Genomic DNA, 17,288 nt, shown 5'->3' on the forward strand with positions numbered 1-17,288 from the left:
CGCCCGCTTTGCGCCGGCCGTCCCGTCGCCGAGGGCGGTCCGGCCGTGTCACCGGGAGAGATCCGGCCGTCGTTCCGGAAGGAGTAGGCGTGCACCCCGACAAGGACGCACCCGCGGGCTCGGGGGCGCCGGCGGATCAGGACGGACCGCTGCGTTCGGACGCGCGACGCAATCGCGAGCGCATCCTGGCCGTCGCCCTGGCGGAGCTGACCCGCTCCGCCGACACCCCGCTGAGCGCGATAGCCAGGAAGGCGGGAGTCGGTCAGGGGACCTTCTACCGCAACTTCCACCATCGCGAGGCCCTCATCCTGGAGATCCACCGCCACGAGGTGCGGCAGGTGACCGACGCGGCGGCGCATCTGCTCGCCACCCGACCGCCGGATCGGGCACTGCGGGAGTGGACGGACCGTCTCGCACGGTTCGCCATGGCCAAGGCGGGCCTGGCCGAAGCGCTGCGGACGACCACCGGCACACCTCGGGGCGTCCTCACGAGGCTCGACCACAAGCCCCTGAGCTCGGCCGTGGCACTCCTGCTGCGGACCAACGAGGAAGCGGGCACCATCCGGCCCGGCGTGACCGCCGACGACTTCCTGCTCGCCGTCGCCGGACTCTGGCAGCTCGACCGCCACGGGGACTGGCAGGCGCACGCCCGCCGGCTGCTGGACCTGGTGACGGACGGCCTGCGCGTCGGCGCGCCAGGACCGGGCAGGTCCGCGCGGAAGGACTGAGCCCGCCGCTCGCCCACGGAGGCCCGCCGTACCGCCCGTCACCGCACCCGGGCCTGGCCCTGACCTGGCCCTGGCCGGGCCTGGAAGGCGACCAGGTCAGTCAGCGGCGGACCAGCCGGACGTGCGTCGCGGCCGGCGATCCGACCAGCTCGGCCACCCGGTAGCCGTCGATCGCGTCCCCGAGGTTGTCGAGCAGGCGCTCTCCCCGGCCCAGGAGCCGCGGGACGACGGCCAGGTGCATTTCGTCGAGGAGTCCCGCGCGCAGGTACTGCTGGACGGTGCCGGGTCCGCCGCCGATCCGGACGTCCTTGCCCGCCGCCGCCTCGAAGGCACGGGCGAGAACCGTCTCCACCGGTTCGTCGGTGAAGTGGAAGGTCGTTCCGCCCTCCATGACGACCGAGGGCCGCAGGTGGTGCGTGTGCACGAACACGTCATTGTGGTATGGAGGGTTGGGTCCCCACCAGCCCGTCCACGACTCATTCTCCCACGGTCCGCGCCGAGGCCCGAACATATTGCGGCCCATGATGGTGGCGCCGATGTTCTCCTCGCTGCGCTCCACGAACTCGACGTCGATTCCTCCCTTGCCGTCGGCCAGGTCGCGCATCGCGGCGAACATCCACTCGTGCATGCCCTCGAAGCCCTCGCCGAGCGGATGCTCAAGACACTGGCGGGGTCCGGCGGCGTAACCGTCCACCGAGACCGTGATGTTGTGTACGCGCAGCTTGGGCATGACCATGCTCCTTGGGTCCGTGGTTTCCCGCTCTCACCCGTACGTCGAACGGCGCGCCCCTGGATCGACAGCTCCCCGGAAAGTCCCCAGCCCGTGCGCGACGCACCCCCTCCGTCAGCGAGCCGCCGAGGGGGGCGGCAGGCGCAGTTCGGCGAGGTCCGGGGGGATGGGGGTGTCGGGGCGGAAGAACGGGGCGGCTTCGCCGTCGGCGGCCGTGGCCGGTGCGTCGGTGAGGCGGAAGCGGTCGCGCAGCCGGCCGTAGAAGTCGGTGGGGTGCAGGCGGATCAGACGGACCCGCTGCGGAGCCCGGAAGACCCCGATCCAGTCGCCTGGGTCGAGCACCCCGCGCAACTGGCCGTCGATGCTGACGGCCGCCTGGCCCGAGTGGGGCAGCACCCGCAGGGCGACGGGTTCGTCCGGCGCGGCGACGACGCTGCGGTTGAAGGTCATGTGGGGCGCGATGGGAGTGAAGACGACCGCGTCCATGTGCGGGGAGAGCACGGGACCGCCGGCGGCGAAACTGTAGGCGGTCGATCCCGTGGGGGTGGCGACGGCGAAGGCGTCCGCCGAGTAGGAGGCCAGCCGCCGCCCGGCGAGGTAGACGCCGACGCTGACCTGACGGTCCCGGGCCAGCTTCTCCAGGACGACGTCGTTCAGGGCCGCGACGTCCAGTGCCACCCCCCAGCCGTCACCCTCCGTCGTGTCGGCTCTGACCTGCGGCGGCGGCAGGGCGGGCCCCCGCCCGTAGCAGAGCACGGCCTCCATCGATCCGGGGATCTCCAGGACCCGGGAGGCACGCAGGGTCAGCGTCATCCGTTCCTCGACGATGGCCTTCCCCTCATGGACCGCCTGCAGCGCCCGCGTGACGTCGGCCGCCGGCACCTCGGTGAGGAACCCGACCTTGCCGAGGTCGACGCCCAGCACGTTCGCACCGCTCTTGACGGCGATCCGGGCGCCGCGCAGGAAGGTGCCGTCGCCACCGAGCGTGACGACGAGGTCCGGGTTGCCGGCCGCCTCCGCTTCCTCGCGTCCGCCACGACGCCGCTGGTCCTTGGCCCAGACGTCGATCTCGGTGCACCGGATTCCTCGGGCGTCGCACCAGTCGTGCACGGCGCGGGCGGCATCGCGGGCCGCCGCCCGCCCCTGGTGGACGACCAGGCCGACACGGTGCACGGACACAGCGACCTCCAGGTCCACGGGGGGCATGACTCGATCCTTCCACGAATACGACATTTCGGTACGGACAGACGGACAGACAGCGGGCAGACGGACCGTCCGGCCGCACCTGGCGCCTCCGCGGAGTCGTCGAACCGAGGGGAGCCGCCGTGCGGGCGCCACTTCGCGGGCGGAGGGGCGAGGGGACACCGATCCCCGCCACCCTGGCCACGGCCGCACGATCCGGCGCCGAAGAACGGGACGTGCGAATGCCCCAGAGCCTCAACTCCGCTCATGAAGCGCCGACTTCGCCATGTCGCCCACCTACAGGCAGAAGTTGGCGCCGGAAGCCGCATCAGGTCACCCGTTTCCTCCGGACGGATTCCAGCCGTATCGACGTCATCGGGTGCGGCGACTCGCTTCCGTTCGCGGCGCGTTCGGGTGCTGTCAGCGGCGGAGCAGAGGGCAAGGGAACGGTTCCGCGGGCCGAACATTTTTGGACACTTAGGCATCCCGCCGAACACTGAACGACTATCGTCTCGAATTGACGTCTCCTGAGCGACCGACATGGCTCGGAGATCCCGTCATGGCCGTTTTCATCCGCATCACGGACCACTTCGACAGCCCCCATGAAAGGTTCCTTTCGTGATCAACAGCAATCCCGGGACTGATTACGAGAGCATCCTGCTCGACCGCGAAGGCCAGGCCGAAGCGTTCGACGCCATCGGTGACCGCTACGACGAGGCCTTTCCGCACAAGGAAGGCCAGGTCACCGCGGGCGAGTGGCTGATCGGGTCACTGAGCGAGGGAGCGCGGGTCCTGGATCTCGGCTGCGGCACGGGCGTACCGACCGCGCGCCAACTGACGGACGCCGGGTTCGAGGTCGTGGGGGTCGACCTCTCCGGCAACATGGTGAAGCTCGCGAGCGCCTACGTCCCCGACGCGACGTTCCATCAGCTGGACCTGGCCGACCTGCGCCCGGGCGGACCGCGCGACCTCGGCCGCTTCGACGCCGTCGCCGCCTTCTTCTCGCTGCTGATGCTGCCGCGCGCGGAGATTCCCCTCGCTCTGCAGACCGTCCGTCATCTACTGGTGCCCGGCGGCCGGTTCGTCCTGTCCATGGTCGAGGCCGATGTGGACGACTTCGCGATCCCGTTCCTCGGGAACACGATCAGGGTCTCCGGCTATCTGCGGGAGGACCTGCACAGGGTCATCGAGGAGGCGGGCTTCGAGATCGTCAAGGAGACCTCGTACACGTACGCCCCCGCGGTGACCGATGTCCCGCCCGAGGAACAGGTCTTCCTGTGCTGCCGACGGTGTGACTGAGGAGGCGGAGTCCGAGCCGCGGACCCGCGCCACCCACCGGACGGGACAGAACGCGTGACCGAGCATCACACCCACCACGAGGGCACCGCCCCGGCACAGAGCCTGCTCCCACCTGCCGTGGCGGCGGACGGCGGCCCGCCGCAGACCGACCGCCTCCGGTATCTCGACGTGGCGACGCGGCGGATCGCCCGCGGGATGGACCTCGACGAGACGCTGCGGGAACTGCGGCAGGCGGCCGTACCGGCGTTCGCGGACGCGGTCTTCATCCACCTCGACGATCCGCTGCCGGTGGGCAGGGAGCGGTCGACGGCACCCGTCGTACTCCGCCTTCACAGCTCCGAACGGGCGCTGCCGGCGCCGCCGCACGCCGACGCAGCCCCGCACGCCGGTTCGGCCCCGCCTCCACCGCCGTTCCCCGAGGTCGCCGAGCGCGTGGATCCGGTCGGCGCCGGCCGGCTCGCGGAGCTGCTGCGGGACGGGCGTCCCGCGTTCGGTGACGCGCCGGGCAACGCGCCCGCCGTCGCCGAACTGCTCGCCGCGGGGACCGACCCACGGTGCACCCTGCCGCCGGGTCACCGTCTGATCATCGCGCCGCTGCACGGCAGCCATCACGTCATGGGCACGGTCGTCCTGTTCCGGGGCTCCGAACGCCCGGACTTCACCAGCGACGATCTGCTCGTCGCCTCACAGCTGGCCACGCACACCGCACTCGGGGTCCAGAAGGCGGTGATGTACGGCCACGAGGCCGCCGTGGCGGACACGCTCCAGCACACCATGCTCCCGTCGTCGCTGCCCGAGCCCACCGGGATCCGGCTGGCCAGCCGCTACCTGCCCGCCTCGAAGACCGCCCAGGTCGGCGGCGACTGGTACGACGCGATCCCGCTTCCCGGCAACCGCGTCGCGCTGATCGTCGGCGACGTCATGGGCCACTCCATGACCTCCGCCGCGATCATGGGCCAGCTGCGCACCATCGTGCAGACCCTGGCCGGTCTCGATCTGCCGCCCGACGAGGTCCTGCACCATCTCGACGAGCAGGCCCAACGGCTGGGCAGCGACCACATCGCGACCTGCCTCTACGCGATCTACGACCCGATCTCGCACCGCCTGCTGATGGCGAACGCCGGCCACCCGCCCGCGGTACTGCTCCACGAGGACGGCCGGGCCGAGGTGCTGGGCGTTCCGCCCGGTGCCCCGATCGGCGTCGGCGGTGTCGTCTTCGAGTCGGTGGAGATGGCCGCACCCACCGGGGCGACCCTGGTGCTGTACACCGACGGGCTCGTCGAGTCCCGCGACACGGACATCGGAAGCGGCGTCGAGGCACTGCGGATCCGTCTCCAGAGCACCGCCCAGGGACTCGCCTCACTGGAAGTGCTCTGCGACCACGTGCTGGGAACCCTCGGCCCTGGGTCCCGCGACGACGACATCGCCCTGCTCGCCGCCCGGTTCGACGGCTTCCCGCCGGACAGCGTCGGTTACTGGTACCTGGCTCCCCACCCGATGACCGCGGGCCAGGCACGCCGACTGACCCGCAGGGCCCTGCGCCGCTGGGGTCTCGAGTCCCTGGTCGACCCGACGGAACTCATGGTCAGCGAGATCGTGACGAACGCCGTGCGGTTCGCCTCGCGGCCCCTCTCGCTACGGCTGCTGCGCACCGACGTACTCCGCTGCGAGGTGACCGACGACTCGCCCCAGGTGCCCAGGATGCGGCAGGCCGGCCTCGGGGACGAGAGCGGTCGCGGCCTGTTCCTGGTCAATCAACTCGCCCTGCGCTGGGGCGCGACACGCCTGAGCAGCGGCAAGGTCGTCTGGTTCGAGCAGAAGATCCCGGCGAAGTAGCGGCCGCTCCGGTCCCATTCGGCCGATTCCTGATCGGCGGTTCCGCGGCGCGCATACCCGGCCAGGGTATCGTGGCGATCCTAGGGCCTGCCGTTCGGATCATGCCGCGGGACGCGGGGCCTGATCCCAACCACAGGCCCTAGCTCGCAGGAAGTGCGGACGCCCCTGATGACGGTACGAAGGTTGCCCCGGGCCAGGTTCGACGGCGCCGCCCGCCGGGTTCGCGGCCTGGTCGTCACACCGTGCCCCGTGGCCGCCGTACCGCTCCGTCACGACATCCCCGGCACGACCGCCGGCGCGATGCGGCCGGCTCCACCGCACGCCCTGCCGGGATCGGTCGCCCGGCCCGCCGTTCCTCTCCCCGTCGCGCACATAGGCCACGTCCCCACGGCTCTCCGCGTCGCCTGACGCCGTCCAGCCGTGCGGACCGTCCCGAAACGCCTGTCGCGCATCGAGAAGAGGACTCTTCGTGAACAGCATCAACCGTCGCACCGTCCTCGCGGGCCTGGGAGCGGCAGGTACCGGCCTGCTCGCCGCCTGCGGCAGGGACGTCCCCGACACGCCCTCCCTCCTCAGCCCCACCGGATCCCAGGTCGCCCGCGTGGAGAGGAAGCGCGGCGCCACCGGCAGGGTCGTGAGCCTCAACGTGACCGCCGCGCCCGCCACGCTCGACCTGGGCGGCGGCGTGCTGGCCAAGTCCTGGGCCTTCAGCGGCCAGGTTCCCGGCAAGGAGATCCGCATCTCCGCCGGCGACACGCTCTCCGCCGAGCTGTCCAACCAGCTGCCCGGTGCCACCACGACATCCCTCCACTGGCACGGCATCTCGCTGCGCAGCGACATGGACGGCGTTCCGCCGGTCACACAGGACCCGGTGCGGGCGGGCTCCAACTTCACGTACCGCTTCGTCGCCGACAAGCCCGGCACGTACTTCTTCCACCCGCACGTGGGTGTCCAGGTCGACCGCGCCCTGTACGCGCCGCTGATCATCGAGGACCCCAAGGAGCCGCTGTCGTACGACGACGAGTGGGTCGTCGTCCTCGACGACTGGCTCGACGGCGTGACCGGGACGCCCGACGACGTCTTCACCGAGCTCAGCCATCACATGCCCGGCATGGACATGAACAGCACGGGATCGAGCCGGACGACGTCCTCTCGGTCCCCGTCCCCGTCCATGCCGATGTCCGTGTCCGCCCCCGGGTCCCCGTCCGCGTCCTCCGGCGACAACCCGTCGACACGCTTCAGGCTCAGCGGCGCCGCCAGTCCGCTGCTCGGCCGTGACGCGGGGGACGTGAGCTACCCGTACCACCTGATCAACGGACGCGTGCCGACCGACCCGGCCGTCTACAACGGCACGCCCGGCAGGCGGGTCCGCCTCAGGCTCGTCAACGCGGGCGCGGACACCGCGTACCGTGTGGCGCTCGGCGGCCACAAACTGACCGTCACCCACACCGACGGCTTCCCCATCGTGCACGAGGAGGTCGACACCCTGCTGGTCGCCATGGGCGAGCGGTACGACGTGCTGGTCACCCTCGACGACGGCGTCTTCCCGCTCGTCGCACTCGCCGAGGGCAAGGACGTCACCGGCATGGCCCTCGTGCGGACCGGATCGGGAGGCCTGCCGGATCCGGCCGTGCGACCGAAGGAACTGGACGGCCGCACGGTCACCGCCGGGCAGCTGCGCGCGAGCGACGGCGTACGACTCGAGACGAAGGATCCCGACCAGGTTCTGCGCGTCAAGCTCACCGGCAGCATGGGCACGTACGACTGGGCCATCAACGGCAAGCGGTTCGACATGGCCGACCCGACCTCGAACCCGCTGCTGGTCCAGGAGGGCCAGCGGGTCCGGCTCGACTTCGTCAACGCCACCAGCATGTGGCACCCGATGCACCTGCACGGCCACACGTACCAGCTCGGTGATACCGGACCGCGCAAGGACACGACCATCGTGCTGCCGAGGTCGAAGGTGTCCGTCCTCTTCGACGCCGACAACCCCGGACAGTGGATGCTGCACTGCCACAACGCCTACCACAGCGAGGCCGGGATGATGGCGCTCGTGGCCTACGGAGCCTGAATCCACGGAGCGTTGGCATGTGGTCGTGGCCGGGACGCAACGCCGACGCACTCGCTCTCCTGGTCCCACGGGTCACCGGGCACGCCCCGGTGACCCGTACACCGCGGCTCCGGCAACAGGCCGCCCAGCCGTCAGGCGAAGGCGGCAGGCGAAGGCGGCAGGCGAAGGCGAATTTCGCGGTCTCCAACAAAGCGGCCGGATCCTGTCGAAATCGCCTGCGGCCGCGGACGTTTCTGGCAAGATCCGTCCATGCAGACCAAGGGGGACGGACTTCGCGCCTGGGTGACCGGACTGGACGACCGCACCCTCCGCGAACTGCTCATGATTCCGGGCATGTTGGCGCACATTCCAGGGATCGCGACCGCCTTGAACAGGCAGCCGCCGCGTCTGAGGCGCCGCGAGATCCTGGCCGCTCGTACCTGGCTCAGCCGCACCGGCGCAGCCGGCCTCGCGGCGATCGTGCAACACGCGACGGACTGGACGCTGTTCCGCATGGAGCGGTGTTACGGACATCCGGCGGAAGAGCTGTCGGCACCCGCCACGGAGCATCTGCGAGAGGTGCTGCGAGAGGTCGAATCCGTGCTCGCGCAGATAACCCTGTACGGCCTCTCCGACAGTCCCGTCGCCGACGGCGGCTCGGTCGGGGACCACTGGGACGACCTGTGGGCGGCCGCGTCGACCGCCGGGGCACCTTGCAGGTGCGAGCGGGGCGATGGAACGTGCCGCCCGGCTGCCCGGACCGAGGACGGATCCGGCGCCGCCGAGGAAACCACCGAGCCGGATGCCACACCCGCAGGAAGGGGCGAGTCGTTGACCCTGGAGATCACCGCCGAGCAACTGCTCGCGTCGCGCCAGGTGCTGAGCGAGCGGTCCGCGGAACTGGGCCGGGTGCTGGAGGAGACACTGCGGCAGGTCCGGGCGGGACGGGACGTTCCCGGCCTGCCGGCCGTGCAGTTGGAGGAATGGCGGCAGGTTCGGTCCAGGATCACGGACAGGCTCGCTGTCAACGGCCGGGAGTGGTCCGGGGAAGCGGGTTTCGCCGAACTCGACGAGATCGTGCAGGAGTTGCGGGACGTCGCGGCAGAGCGTGCCAAGGAACTGCGCGGGCTGAACGAGGACCGCGAGGACCTGCTCGTCCTGCTGGAGAGGACCGCGTCCGACGCACCGCACCGCGTACCGCTGCAACAGTCGCTGACCGCGCTGGAGACGTGCATCAGCGAACTGACTGCGGCAGGGGCCCATGACGCCCTTCCCCCGGACCTCGCTCTGCCCGCCGCGATACCCGAACAGGCAGGGGCCATCGATCCGGGCGAGGGACCCCGGCCGGCGACGGAACCGACTGCGGATCCCACAGCGGAGCGGGACCACACTCCTGACGTGTTCCCGGAGCCCACGGTCGAGAGCACCCCGATCGTGTTGCCGACCGACCCCTCGGACCCGGACCCGGACCCGGACCCGGATGCGAACGCGGACTTGCAGTCGCAGTCGCAGCCGGACTCGCAGCCGGAGCCCGAAGCGGTCCCGGATGCGGTGCCGGCCGCCGCCCGATCGCCGCAGGCCGACCCGGCCACTGCATCCGCGCCGGTGCAGCCCGCGGAGGAATCCGTCCCCGCTCCGGAGGTGAAGGCCGATTCCGCGTCCGAGGCGGCGAACGTCCCCGAGCCGGTTGTCACGAACCGAACCAGCCCGCTCGCGGCAGGGGCGCAGGCCCCGCTGCCGGACCGGACCGACCCCGAAGCCTCCGGCGCTCCGGCGGCCGCGGACGACCACGGCCTCGATCCGGCGGCCACGGCAAAGTCGTCCTTCCTGCCCTGGAAGCCGCTGACGACGCCCGGCGACGGCGAAGCCGCGGTCGTCCGGCTGATCGGCGAGGGCCGTTTCCAGGAGGCCTACTGGACGACACTGGGCTCGGCCGAGCTCCCGCACCGCACCGCCTGCCTCGCCTTCGCCGAGGCCGCCTTCGCCTGTGGTGACGAGGGAGAGGCCGTGGCCGTGATGACCGGCTTCGACCCGGAGATCCGTCTGCTCCAGGCCGACCGGCCCGCTCTGGTGCTCGCCGCCGTGGCCTCGCTGCGGGCCGGTCTGCTGGCCGGCTGGCCCAACGACCTCCTGATCCAGACGGACCTCGCTTCCACCGTGCCCGGGAACTGGGGCAAGCTCCTCGAGCGGGCCGTCCACGCACTGCGCCGCTACCACCGCCTCGACCTGACCGCGACCCGCCTGACCATCGACAACATGGCGGGACTCACCGCGGACCAACTCGCCTCCGAGGCCGCCGCGCTGCGCGACGCGCTGCGACGCCAGCGCATCGGCTACACCCGCGCGACCCAGGTCAGAACCCGGCTGATCGGCTCGGACCAGCCCTTGGGGAAGGCCCTGGACGGAGTCAGCGACTGGGCGAACGGCACTGCCGGAGCGGCCGCCCTCGACCAGATCTGGGAGCTCTTCCGCAAGCGCGGCTCCGCGGAACGCATGATCGAGGAGGCCGACGCCGAGATCCGCACGCCCAAGCAGGCCAAGGAACCGATCGAGGCCGCCGCCAAACGGGCTCTCCTGCGCAGCATCGAGCAGGTGTCCGACCTGTTGTCCCGCGCCCGGGCGCTGGCCGCCCCCGCCGTCGACGAACGGGCGGACAGCACGACCGGCCTCCGCCACGCCTTGGACCAGGTACGTCACGAAGCGCCCCCGCCGGGCGTCGAAGGGGCGGCTCTGCTGCGGCTGCGCACCTGGCTGCTCGAGGGCGACCGGTCACCCGGCACCGCGGTCCCCGCACGTGACCCCGACACCGTGCGGGTGACGGACCAGCCTCGGACGGAGGCCCTCCTCGCGGCGCCGGAACTCCCGCGGTCGGCCGAAGGGGCTCCCCTGCCCGACGAGGAGGGTTTCGGGAAGGCGATGCTCACGCTCCTGGAGCCGGTCGACGTGCGCGCGGTCCTGCGGAACTACCTCGAGCGGGGCGACCTGCATCTCGCCGACGCCCTGGTCTCGTCGCTGGAACAGGACCTCGTCCCCGCCGTCCCGGAGGGCCTCGAGGCCGTTCCTCGCGACTGGCGGCAGTTGCGCGACCCCGAGTGGACGCGCTGGAGCGCCGTTCACCGCAAGGCGCACGCCACAGCGAGCGCGCTCCTGGCCGAACTGCGCACCCAGCAGCTCGACATGCAGACGGAGCGAGAACTCGTCGGTCGCCTCGAAGAACTGCGCCGGCCCGCCCCCGAGGGCTCGTTCGGCCGCGCCTGCGTCGGCATCAGTGTCCTCGAGGGCGAGATGCGGGCGATGGTCCAGCAGTACGTGGAGCGCCTCCGCGAAAGCCTCACGGCGTTGAACCCTCCGGCCGAGGAACTGCAGCGCCTCACCTCGCGGCTCAACGCCGGGGACACGGTCACCGCCGAGGAGTGCCTGGCGCTGCTGCGCGAGGGCAAACCCCTCCCCGACTGGAGCACCACGGACTCGGGGGCGGAGCTGGAACGCTTCACCGCCGGCATCGAGCTGACCGTGGGGCGCAAAGCCGGCGCCCAGGGCTACTCCGCCCGGCCCTGGGCCGACCACTACCTGGACGGGGAGCCCCTCACCGAGGGCGCCAAGAGCGGACTGGACTCGTGGGAAGCGCTGTGCCGCCCCGCCACCCGGGGCTCGGAGTGGCAGCGTCACATCCCGTCGGTCCTTCGCGTGCTCGGGCTGGAATGCCCCCAGACGCCTGTCCGGGACCAGCGGCACGAGGTGCGCGGTGTTCTGCGGCTCAGCGCCCGGGCGCGGGCGAGCGAAACGGCTCCCGGTTACGTGGCCGCCCTGGGGTCGGCCGCATCCTCGTACACGATCCTCGTGGTCTCCGACGAACAGCGCGGCCGCAGCCCGTTGGAACTGCTGGACAGCAGTGACTCCGGGGCTTGCCTGATCCTCTACCTGTATCCGCTCGGGCTGAACGGGCGCCGGGAGATGGCGGCACGCGCGCGCACCGCCTCCTCCCAGCAGGCGCTCGTGGTGGATCCCGCCGTGTTCGGCTGGGTCGCTGCGCGCTCCCCGAGATCCTTCAGGGCCACTCAGCGGGTGACCCTGCCCTGGACGGCGTACAACCCGTACACGCCCTTCGTGGCCGGGCTCGTCCCGCCGGAGATCTTCTACGGCCGGCAGGAGGAGATCGCCGCCGTCACCGACCCGCTCGGCGCTCTGTTCCTCTACGGCGGACGCCAGTTGGGCAAGTCCGCTCTCCTGCGCAAGGTGCAGGCGTCGTTTCCCGGCACCCCCGGCCACAAGGCCATCTACGTCGACCTCAAAGCGCGCGGAGTGGGTGAGGCCGAGCCGGCGGAACGCATCTGGGCCGTGCTCGAGGACGAGTTGAAGCGCGTGGGCGTGCTGAGCGAGTCCGCGGATTCCGGCCACACCCCGGACGCGATGCTCGACAGGGTGGAGCGGTGGCTGGAGGAGAGCCACGACAGGCGGGTGCTGGTGCTCGCCGACGAGGCCGACGCCTTCCTGACCGCGGACTCCAAGGCCGTACGGGGGAAGGGCGGGGACGCCACCTTCTCCAACGTGCTCCGGCTCAAGGGGCTGATGGACCGCACCGACCGTCGCTTCAAGATCGTCTTTGCGGGGCTGCACCAAGTCCAACGCTTCAGCCATCTCTCCAATGTGCCCCTGACTCACGGTGGCCCGGATGTACTGATCAGTACACTGAAACCGGCCGAGGCACAGCGCTTGGTCGTCGAGCCGATGGCGGCCTTCGGGTACCGCTTCGAACGGCCCGAGCTGGTCTGGCGGGTACTCGCGGCGACGAACTACCAGGCCTGCCTGGTCCAGATCTTCTGCGAACGGCTCGTCGCCACCCTCCGCGGGAAGTCCCCGGCCTCGGCGAAGTGGCCGATCACGGTCACGGACGAGGACGTCCGGTCCGTGACCGGATCCGCGCAGGTCCACCGGCACATCGCCGAACGGCTGCGCATCACCATCAACCTCGAGGACCGCTACCGGGTCCTCGCCCTGGTGATCGCGCTGCGCAGTCAGGAGGACCGCTATCGCGGTGGCTACGACGCCGACGAACTGCTGCGGGCGGCCAAGGAGCGCTGGCGGGAGGGGTTCAGTTCGCTCACCGCGAGCGATGTACGGATCTACCTGGACGAGATGGTCGGCCTGGGCCTGCTCATCCAGCTGGCCGACGCGCGTCTGTACGCCGTCCGCAGCCCGAATGTCGTCAGCATGCTGGGGACCAGAGAGGACCTCGAACTCGAGTTGCGGCAAACCGAGTTCGACCTCCCTTACGACTACAACCCGCGCTTCTCGAGGCGCTTCGTCGGGCCGGACCGCGAGGGCATCGCCCGCTACAGCCCCCTGACGGAGCATCAGCTTCACCAGGTGACGGCTCCGGGGGTGGCCGCGGTGTGCCTGACCCGGGCCCACGGTCCCGCACTCGTGAAGGGCGCGGTGAAGTCGTACTCCACCGCGCGCGGACTGGAGTTCCGGGAGGCGGCGCCCGGAGCCGCGCCCCAGTCCCTGACGAAGGACGCGGAGGGACGACCGTTCCTGATCCTGGCCGACGTCCGGGGGCGCGGGGCCGCCGAGGCCGCCGACTGGGCACAGGCCCTGCACGCCCACACCTCCTTGCCGGAGGGGGGAGTGCCTCATCGGACAGCCGTCCTGCTGGTGGACCCGGCCGAGCTCGGCGAGAAGGACGACCTCATCACCTGTGTGGTACGTCCCGAACGCTGGACCGCGGACAGTCTCCGCGCCTGGCCCGAGTGTCCGTTCGACACCCCGGACAAACGGCGGCGGGTCATCGAACTCACCGGTGGCTGGCCCCACCTGCTGGAACGGACCGTGCACCGCATCACCCGGGAGGGCTCCACGCTGGAAGCGGCCTTGGAGGACGCCCGGTACTTCATCGGACAGCGTGCCTTCGCCCGTGGGCACCTGGAGCGGGTCGGAATCGACACCGGTCTGACAGAGGTGCTGACCGAGTGGAGCCAGTACGTGGAACCGGGCGAAGGATGCGCCTATGCCGACATCGCGGCGGTCACCGGGATGCGGATCGAGGAGGTCGGATCGCTCGTCAGCCGGCTGCTCGAACACGGCGTGCTGGACGACGGCCCGGAGGGCTGCTCGCTGGACAGGATCACTTTCCGGGCACTCCAGGTCCTGTCGGAGTCGTCGTGACTCTCGTGTCGCACGCTCCCTCCGGGAACCTGGTGACCACCCTGCCCGGAGTGCGGTTGTGGATGCGACGGCTGCTGGGCGACCTCCGGTCGGGAAGGAGCTGCCTCTGCCTGTTCCCCCAGACCCAGCCGACGGGTGTACCGGTCGTCGCCGAAGTCCTGCTGGACGAACTACTCCACGAGCTGGCGGACTTCGTCCTCGTCCCCGGACCCGGCGACGGGGTGGCGCCCGGCGGCCCCGGCCCGGCCCCACCGCCTCCCGTGCTCGCGGACCCCTGGGGCGGGATGGACCCGATCCTGGACTACGACGACGGGCTGTCCGCCTTCTCGGCCGTGGCGACGAAGAACTCGACGGTCGCACGAGCTCGCTCGGCCTCGGCACGGGACAGCCTGCGGGAGGAACCCGGCCTCCACACCCTGGGGGACCGGATCGTCAAAGAGCTCGGCGACTCGGCCTCCGGCACGGGCCCGGAGCACACGGGAATCGACGGACTCCTCGAACGCCTCACCACCGCTCCGGGCCGCCCCGACGGAACCCGGGTGATCGTGGTGCGTGGTTGGCAGGAACCGGCTCCGACCGCGGCGACCGACCTGCTGCGGCGGCTGTCCGCCACGGTCAAGGCGGCCGGCCTGCCTCCGGGAAGCCGCCCGCGGTTGCTGGTGCTGGCCACGTCGCACGGGCTGCCCGTGGAACTGCCGGAGCAGATAGCACGCGAGGACATCGGCGTGCACTGGTGGTGGGGTGCCCTCGGCCGGCTGGACACCGCCACAGTGGTCGCCATGGCCCGGCCCCGCCTGTCCGGTCCGGCCGCCCGGCACCAACTCCTCGAAGCGGTGGCGCAGGCCACCGTGGTCGAGGTGTGCGGGCCTTTCCTCGATCTGGCCGAGCGGCTGGCGGTGGAGTGGGACGGACTCCCTGACAGCCTTCCCACACAGTTGCTGCGGCTCACGGCCGGACCGGCACCTGACCGGGTCCCCGTACCCGGCCCTCGGAGTACGGAGCCGACCACAGCCCTGCTCCATCCGAACGCCGCCCTGCGCCCCGAATGGAACCTGGGCACGCTCGACAGGTGGGACGGGCGGCTGCGCCGCCGTCCCGACGGCGGGAGCGATCACGAGCACAGCGTGCGCACCCGTATCTGGCTGGCGCAGAATCACGCTCTGCTGCCCCTGCTGGACGAGGCCCGTGAGCAGTTCGCCGAGGTGATCGGGAACCGGTCACGCGTCTCCGGGAACGAACTCACCGCTCTCTACGGTCGGCAGGCCGAAATGGAACTCGGCGCGATGTGGCGGGCTCACCTGCAGGGCCACGTGCGGCTCACCCAGCCGGAGGCCGACCGGCTGCGGACCCTGTGGCTGTCCCGCAACAAGCTCGCCCACCGCGACGTACTCGACGACGCAGCCCTGAACGCGCTTGTGCACGTCCTGTGCTCCTGAGGTCGCCGCGACCTGCCGACCTGCCCGGGTGACGAGCGCCGCGACCACAGCCGTCAGGGCCGACCGCTCAGCCCAGGAAACTCAGCCGCACCTGGCGATTCGGGTTGTCCCGGTTCGTGTCCACCAGGCACACCGACTGCCATGTCCCCAGCTCCAGAGCCCCGTCCACCACCGGCAGGGTCGCGTGCGGCGGGACGATGGCGGGGAGGACGTGGTCTCGGCCGTGCCCGGGGCTGCCGTGACGGTGCTGCCAGCGGTCGTCCGCGGGGAGCAGGGAGTGCAGCGCGGTGAGGAGGTCGTCATCACTCCCCGCGCCTGTCTCGATGATGGCGATTCCGGCGGTGGCGTGCGGGACGAAGACGTTCAGGAGGCCGTCACGGCCCGCCGCGACCTCGCGGAGGAAGGCCTCGCAGTCGCGGGTGAGGTCGACGACCGTCTCCGACGAACCGGAGGAGATGTTCAGGACCTGCGTGGTGAAGGCATCGGACATGCCTCAATCCTCTCCCATACGGGGGCTCCCGGCTTGCGGCGACGGCGCTCGGCGTGGGTCGTGGACGACCGACTGCCGACCACCGACCGACCGCCCACGGCACGCGGCACGCGGCACGGTTCGTTCGTCAGGTGGCTCACAGCGAGGTGCCCGACGGGAAGATCCCGGACCCCGGTCCGGTTCGTAGAAGGGTGAACAACACCGGGGTGAGCGCGCGTGAGGTCGAAGTGGTCGTCGTCGGGGCCGGTCAGGCCGGTCTGGCGGCCGCCTACCACCTGCGGCGCACGGGCTTCGAGCCCGAGCGTGACTTCGTCGTGCTCGACCACGCGCCCCACCCGGGCGGAGCCTGGCAGTTCCGCTGGCCGTCGCTGACGTACGGCAAGGTGCACGGGATGCACTCCCTGCCCGGCATGGACCTGACGGACGCGGACCCGGACCGCCCCTCCTCCGAGGTCATCTCGACGTACTTCGCCGCCTACGAGCGGACCTTCGACCTGCGGGTGCAAAGGCCGGTCGACGTCAGGACCGTCAGGGAGGGGACCGGCGGCCGGCTGCTCGTGGAAACCGGCGACCGTACGTGGTCGACGCGGGCGCTGATCAACGCGACGGGTACCTGGGACCGCCCGTTCTGGCCTCGCTATCCGGGCCAGGAGACCTTCCGTGGGCGGCAGTTGCACACAGCGCAGTATCCGGGCCCCGAGTGGTTCGCCGGGCGGCGCGTGGTCGTCGTGGGCGGTGGCGCCTCCGGGACCCAGCATCTGATGGAGATCGCCGCCCACACGGCCGGGACCACCTGGGTCACCCGGCGTCCCCCGGTCTTCCGCGAGGGCCCCTTCACCGAGGAGTTCGGGCGGTCCGCCGTCGCTCTCGTCGAGGAGCGGGTCCGGCAGGGGCTGCCGCCACGGAGCGTGGTCTCGGTCACCGGGCTGCCGCTGAACGAAGCGATCCGCCAGGCACTGGCCGACGGCGTGCTGGACCGGCGGCCGATGTTCGACCGGATCACCCCGGACGGTGTGGAGTGGGCGGACGGTACGCGTGTGGACGCGGACGTGATCCTTTGGGCGACCGGTTTCCGGGCGGCCATCGACCATCTGGCGCCGCTGCGGCTGCGCGAGCGGGGTGGCGGCATCCGGGTCGAGGGAACGCGCGCGGTCGCCGACCCGCGCATCCACCTGGTCGGCTATGGGCCCTCCGCGAGCACCATCGGCGCCAACCGGGCCGGCCGGGCGGCCGTACGGGACATCAGGCGGTTGCTGGCGAACGCGCCGGTCGCCGTGTGATGCCCCGTACGCCTGTCAGTTCGTGGGAATGACCGTGGGAGTCTCCGGGGAGGTGCCCCCGGGTGTGACCTCGGGTGTAACCGTGGGTGTGA

Annotated in this window: 10 protein-coding genes; 7 read left to right on the forward strand and 3 right to left on the reverse strand. The window is 71.2% G+C overall.

The window, feature by feature from the left end:
- Window positions 1-89: 89 nt before the first annotated feature.
- Complete coding sequence (locus OG410_RS06865; protein WP_329298304.1) at window positions 90-728, forward strand: TetR/AcrR family transcriptional regulator; 639 nt, start codon at window positions 90-92, stop codon at window positions 726-728.
- A 100-nt stretch (window positions 729-828) separates the two neighbouring features.
- On the opposite strand, the gene OG410_RS06870 is transcribed toward OG410_RS06865, so the two are convergent.
- A complete protein-coding gene (locus tag OG410_RS06870; RefSeq protein WP_329298305.1) occupies window positions 829-1,458 on the reverse strand; it encodes a dihydrofolate reductase family protein in 630 nt (209 codons plus the stop codon).
- Between the two features lie 114 nt (window positions 1,459-1,572).
- Complete coding sequence (locus OG410_RS06875) at window positions 1,573-2,637, reverse strand: NAD(+)/NADH kinase (protein WP_329304048.1); 1,065 nt, start codon at window positions 2,635-2,637, stop codon at window positions 1,573-1,575.
- A 621-nt stretch (window positions 2,638-3,258) separates the two neighbouring features.
- On the opposite strand from OG410_RS06875, the gene OG410_RS06880 reads away from it, so the two are divergent.
- The 5 genes from OG410_RS06880 to OG410_RS06900 all read left to right on the forward strand — a co-directional run bounded on the left by OG410_RS06880 (window position 3,259) and on the right by OG410_RS06900 (window position 15,426).
- Complete coding sequence (locus OG410_RS06880; protein ID WP_329298306.1) at window positions 3,259-3,939, forward strand: class I SAM-dependent DNA methyltransferase; 681 nt, start codon at window positions 3,259-3,261, stop codon at window positions 3,937-3,939.
- Between the two features lie 54 nt (window positions 3,940-3,993).
- Window positions 3,994-5,775, forward strand: a complete 1,782-nt coding sequence (locus OG410_RS06885) for a SpoIIE family protein phosphatase (RefSeq protein WP_443063722.1) — start codon at window positions 3,994-3,996, stop codon at window positions 5,773-5,775.
- Between the two features lie 469 nt (window positions 5,776-6,244).
- A complete protein-coding gene (locus OG410_RS06890) occupies window positions 6,245-7,846 on the forward strand; it encodes a multicopper oxidase family protein (RefSeq protein ID WP_329298307.1) in 1,602 nt (533 codons plus the stop codon).
- Window positions 7,847-8,095: 249 nt separating this feature from the next.
- Window positions 8,096-13,990, forward strand: a complete 5,895-nt coding sequence (locus tag OG410_RS06895; protein WP_329298308.1) for a hypothetical protein — start codon at window positions 8,096-8,098, stop codon at window positions 13,988-13,990.
- Window positions 13,987-15,426 (forward strand): hypothetical protein, encoded by a 1,440-nt coding sequence (locus tag OG410_RS06900; protein ID WP_329298309.1) that lies wholly within the window; start codon window positions 13,987-13,989, stop codon window positions 15,424-15,426. Before OG410_RS06895 ends, OG410_RS06900 begins: the two co-directional genes overlap by 4 nt.
- A 67-nt stretch (window positions 15,427-15,493) precedes the next feature.
- Here the strand turns inward: OG410_RS06900 and OG410_RS06905 are convergent, their stop codons facing one another.
- Window positions 15,494-15,916 carry a secondary thiamine-phosphate synthase enzyme YjbQ gene (locus OG410_RS06905; RefSeq protein ID WP_326789272.1) on the reverse strand — a complete coding sequence of 141 codons (423 nt, stop codon included), beginning with the start codon at window positions 15,914-15,916 and terminating at the stop codon, window positions 15,494-15,496.
- 191 nt (window positions 15,917-16,107) lie between these two features.
- On the opposite strand from OG410_RS06905, the gene OG410_RS06910 reads away from it, so the two are divergent.
- The gene (locus tag OG410_RS06910) at window positions 16,108-17,196 is read left to right on the forward strand and encodes an NAD(P)-binding domain-containing protein (protein WP_329298310.1); all 1,089 of its coding nucleotides are present in this window, start codon (window positions 16,108-16,110) and stop codon (window positions 17,194-17,196) included.
- The last annotated feature ends 92 nt before the right edge of the window (window positions 17,197-17,288 follow it).

It is taken from the genome of Streptomyces sp. NBC_00659 (assembly GCF_036226925.1).
Taxonomy (GTDB): Bacteria; Actinomycetota; Actinomycetes; order Streptomycetales; family Streptomycetaceae; genus Streptomyces.

Coding starts and splice junctions, on each gene's coding strand:
- OG410_RS06895 (WP_329298308.1), top strand. CDS start 8,096: ATGCAGACCAAGGGGGACGGACTTCGCGCCTGGGTGACCGGACTGGAC.
- OG410_RS06905 (WP_326789272.1), bottom strand. CDS start 15,916: ATGTCCGATGCCTTCACCACGCAGGTCCTGAACATCTCCTCCGGTTCG.
- OG410_RS06870 (WP_329298305.1), bottom strand. CDS start 1,458: ATGCCCAAGCTGCGCGTACACAACATCACGGTCTCGGTGGACGGTTAC.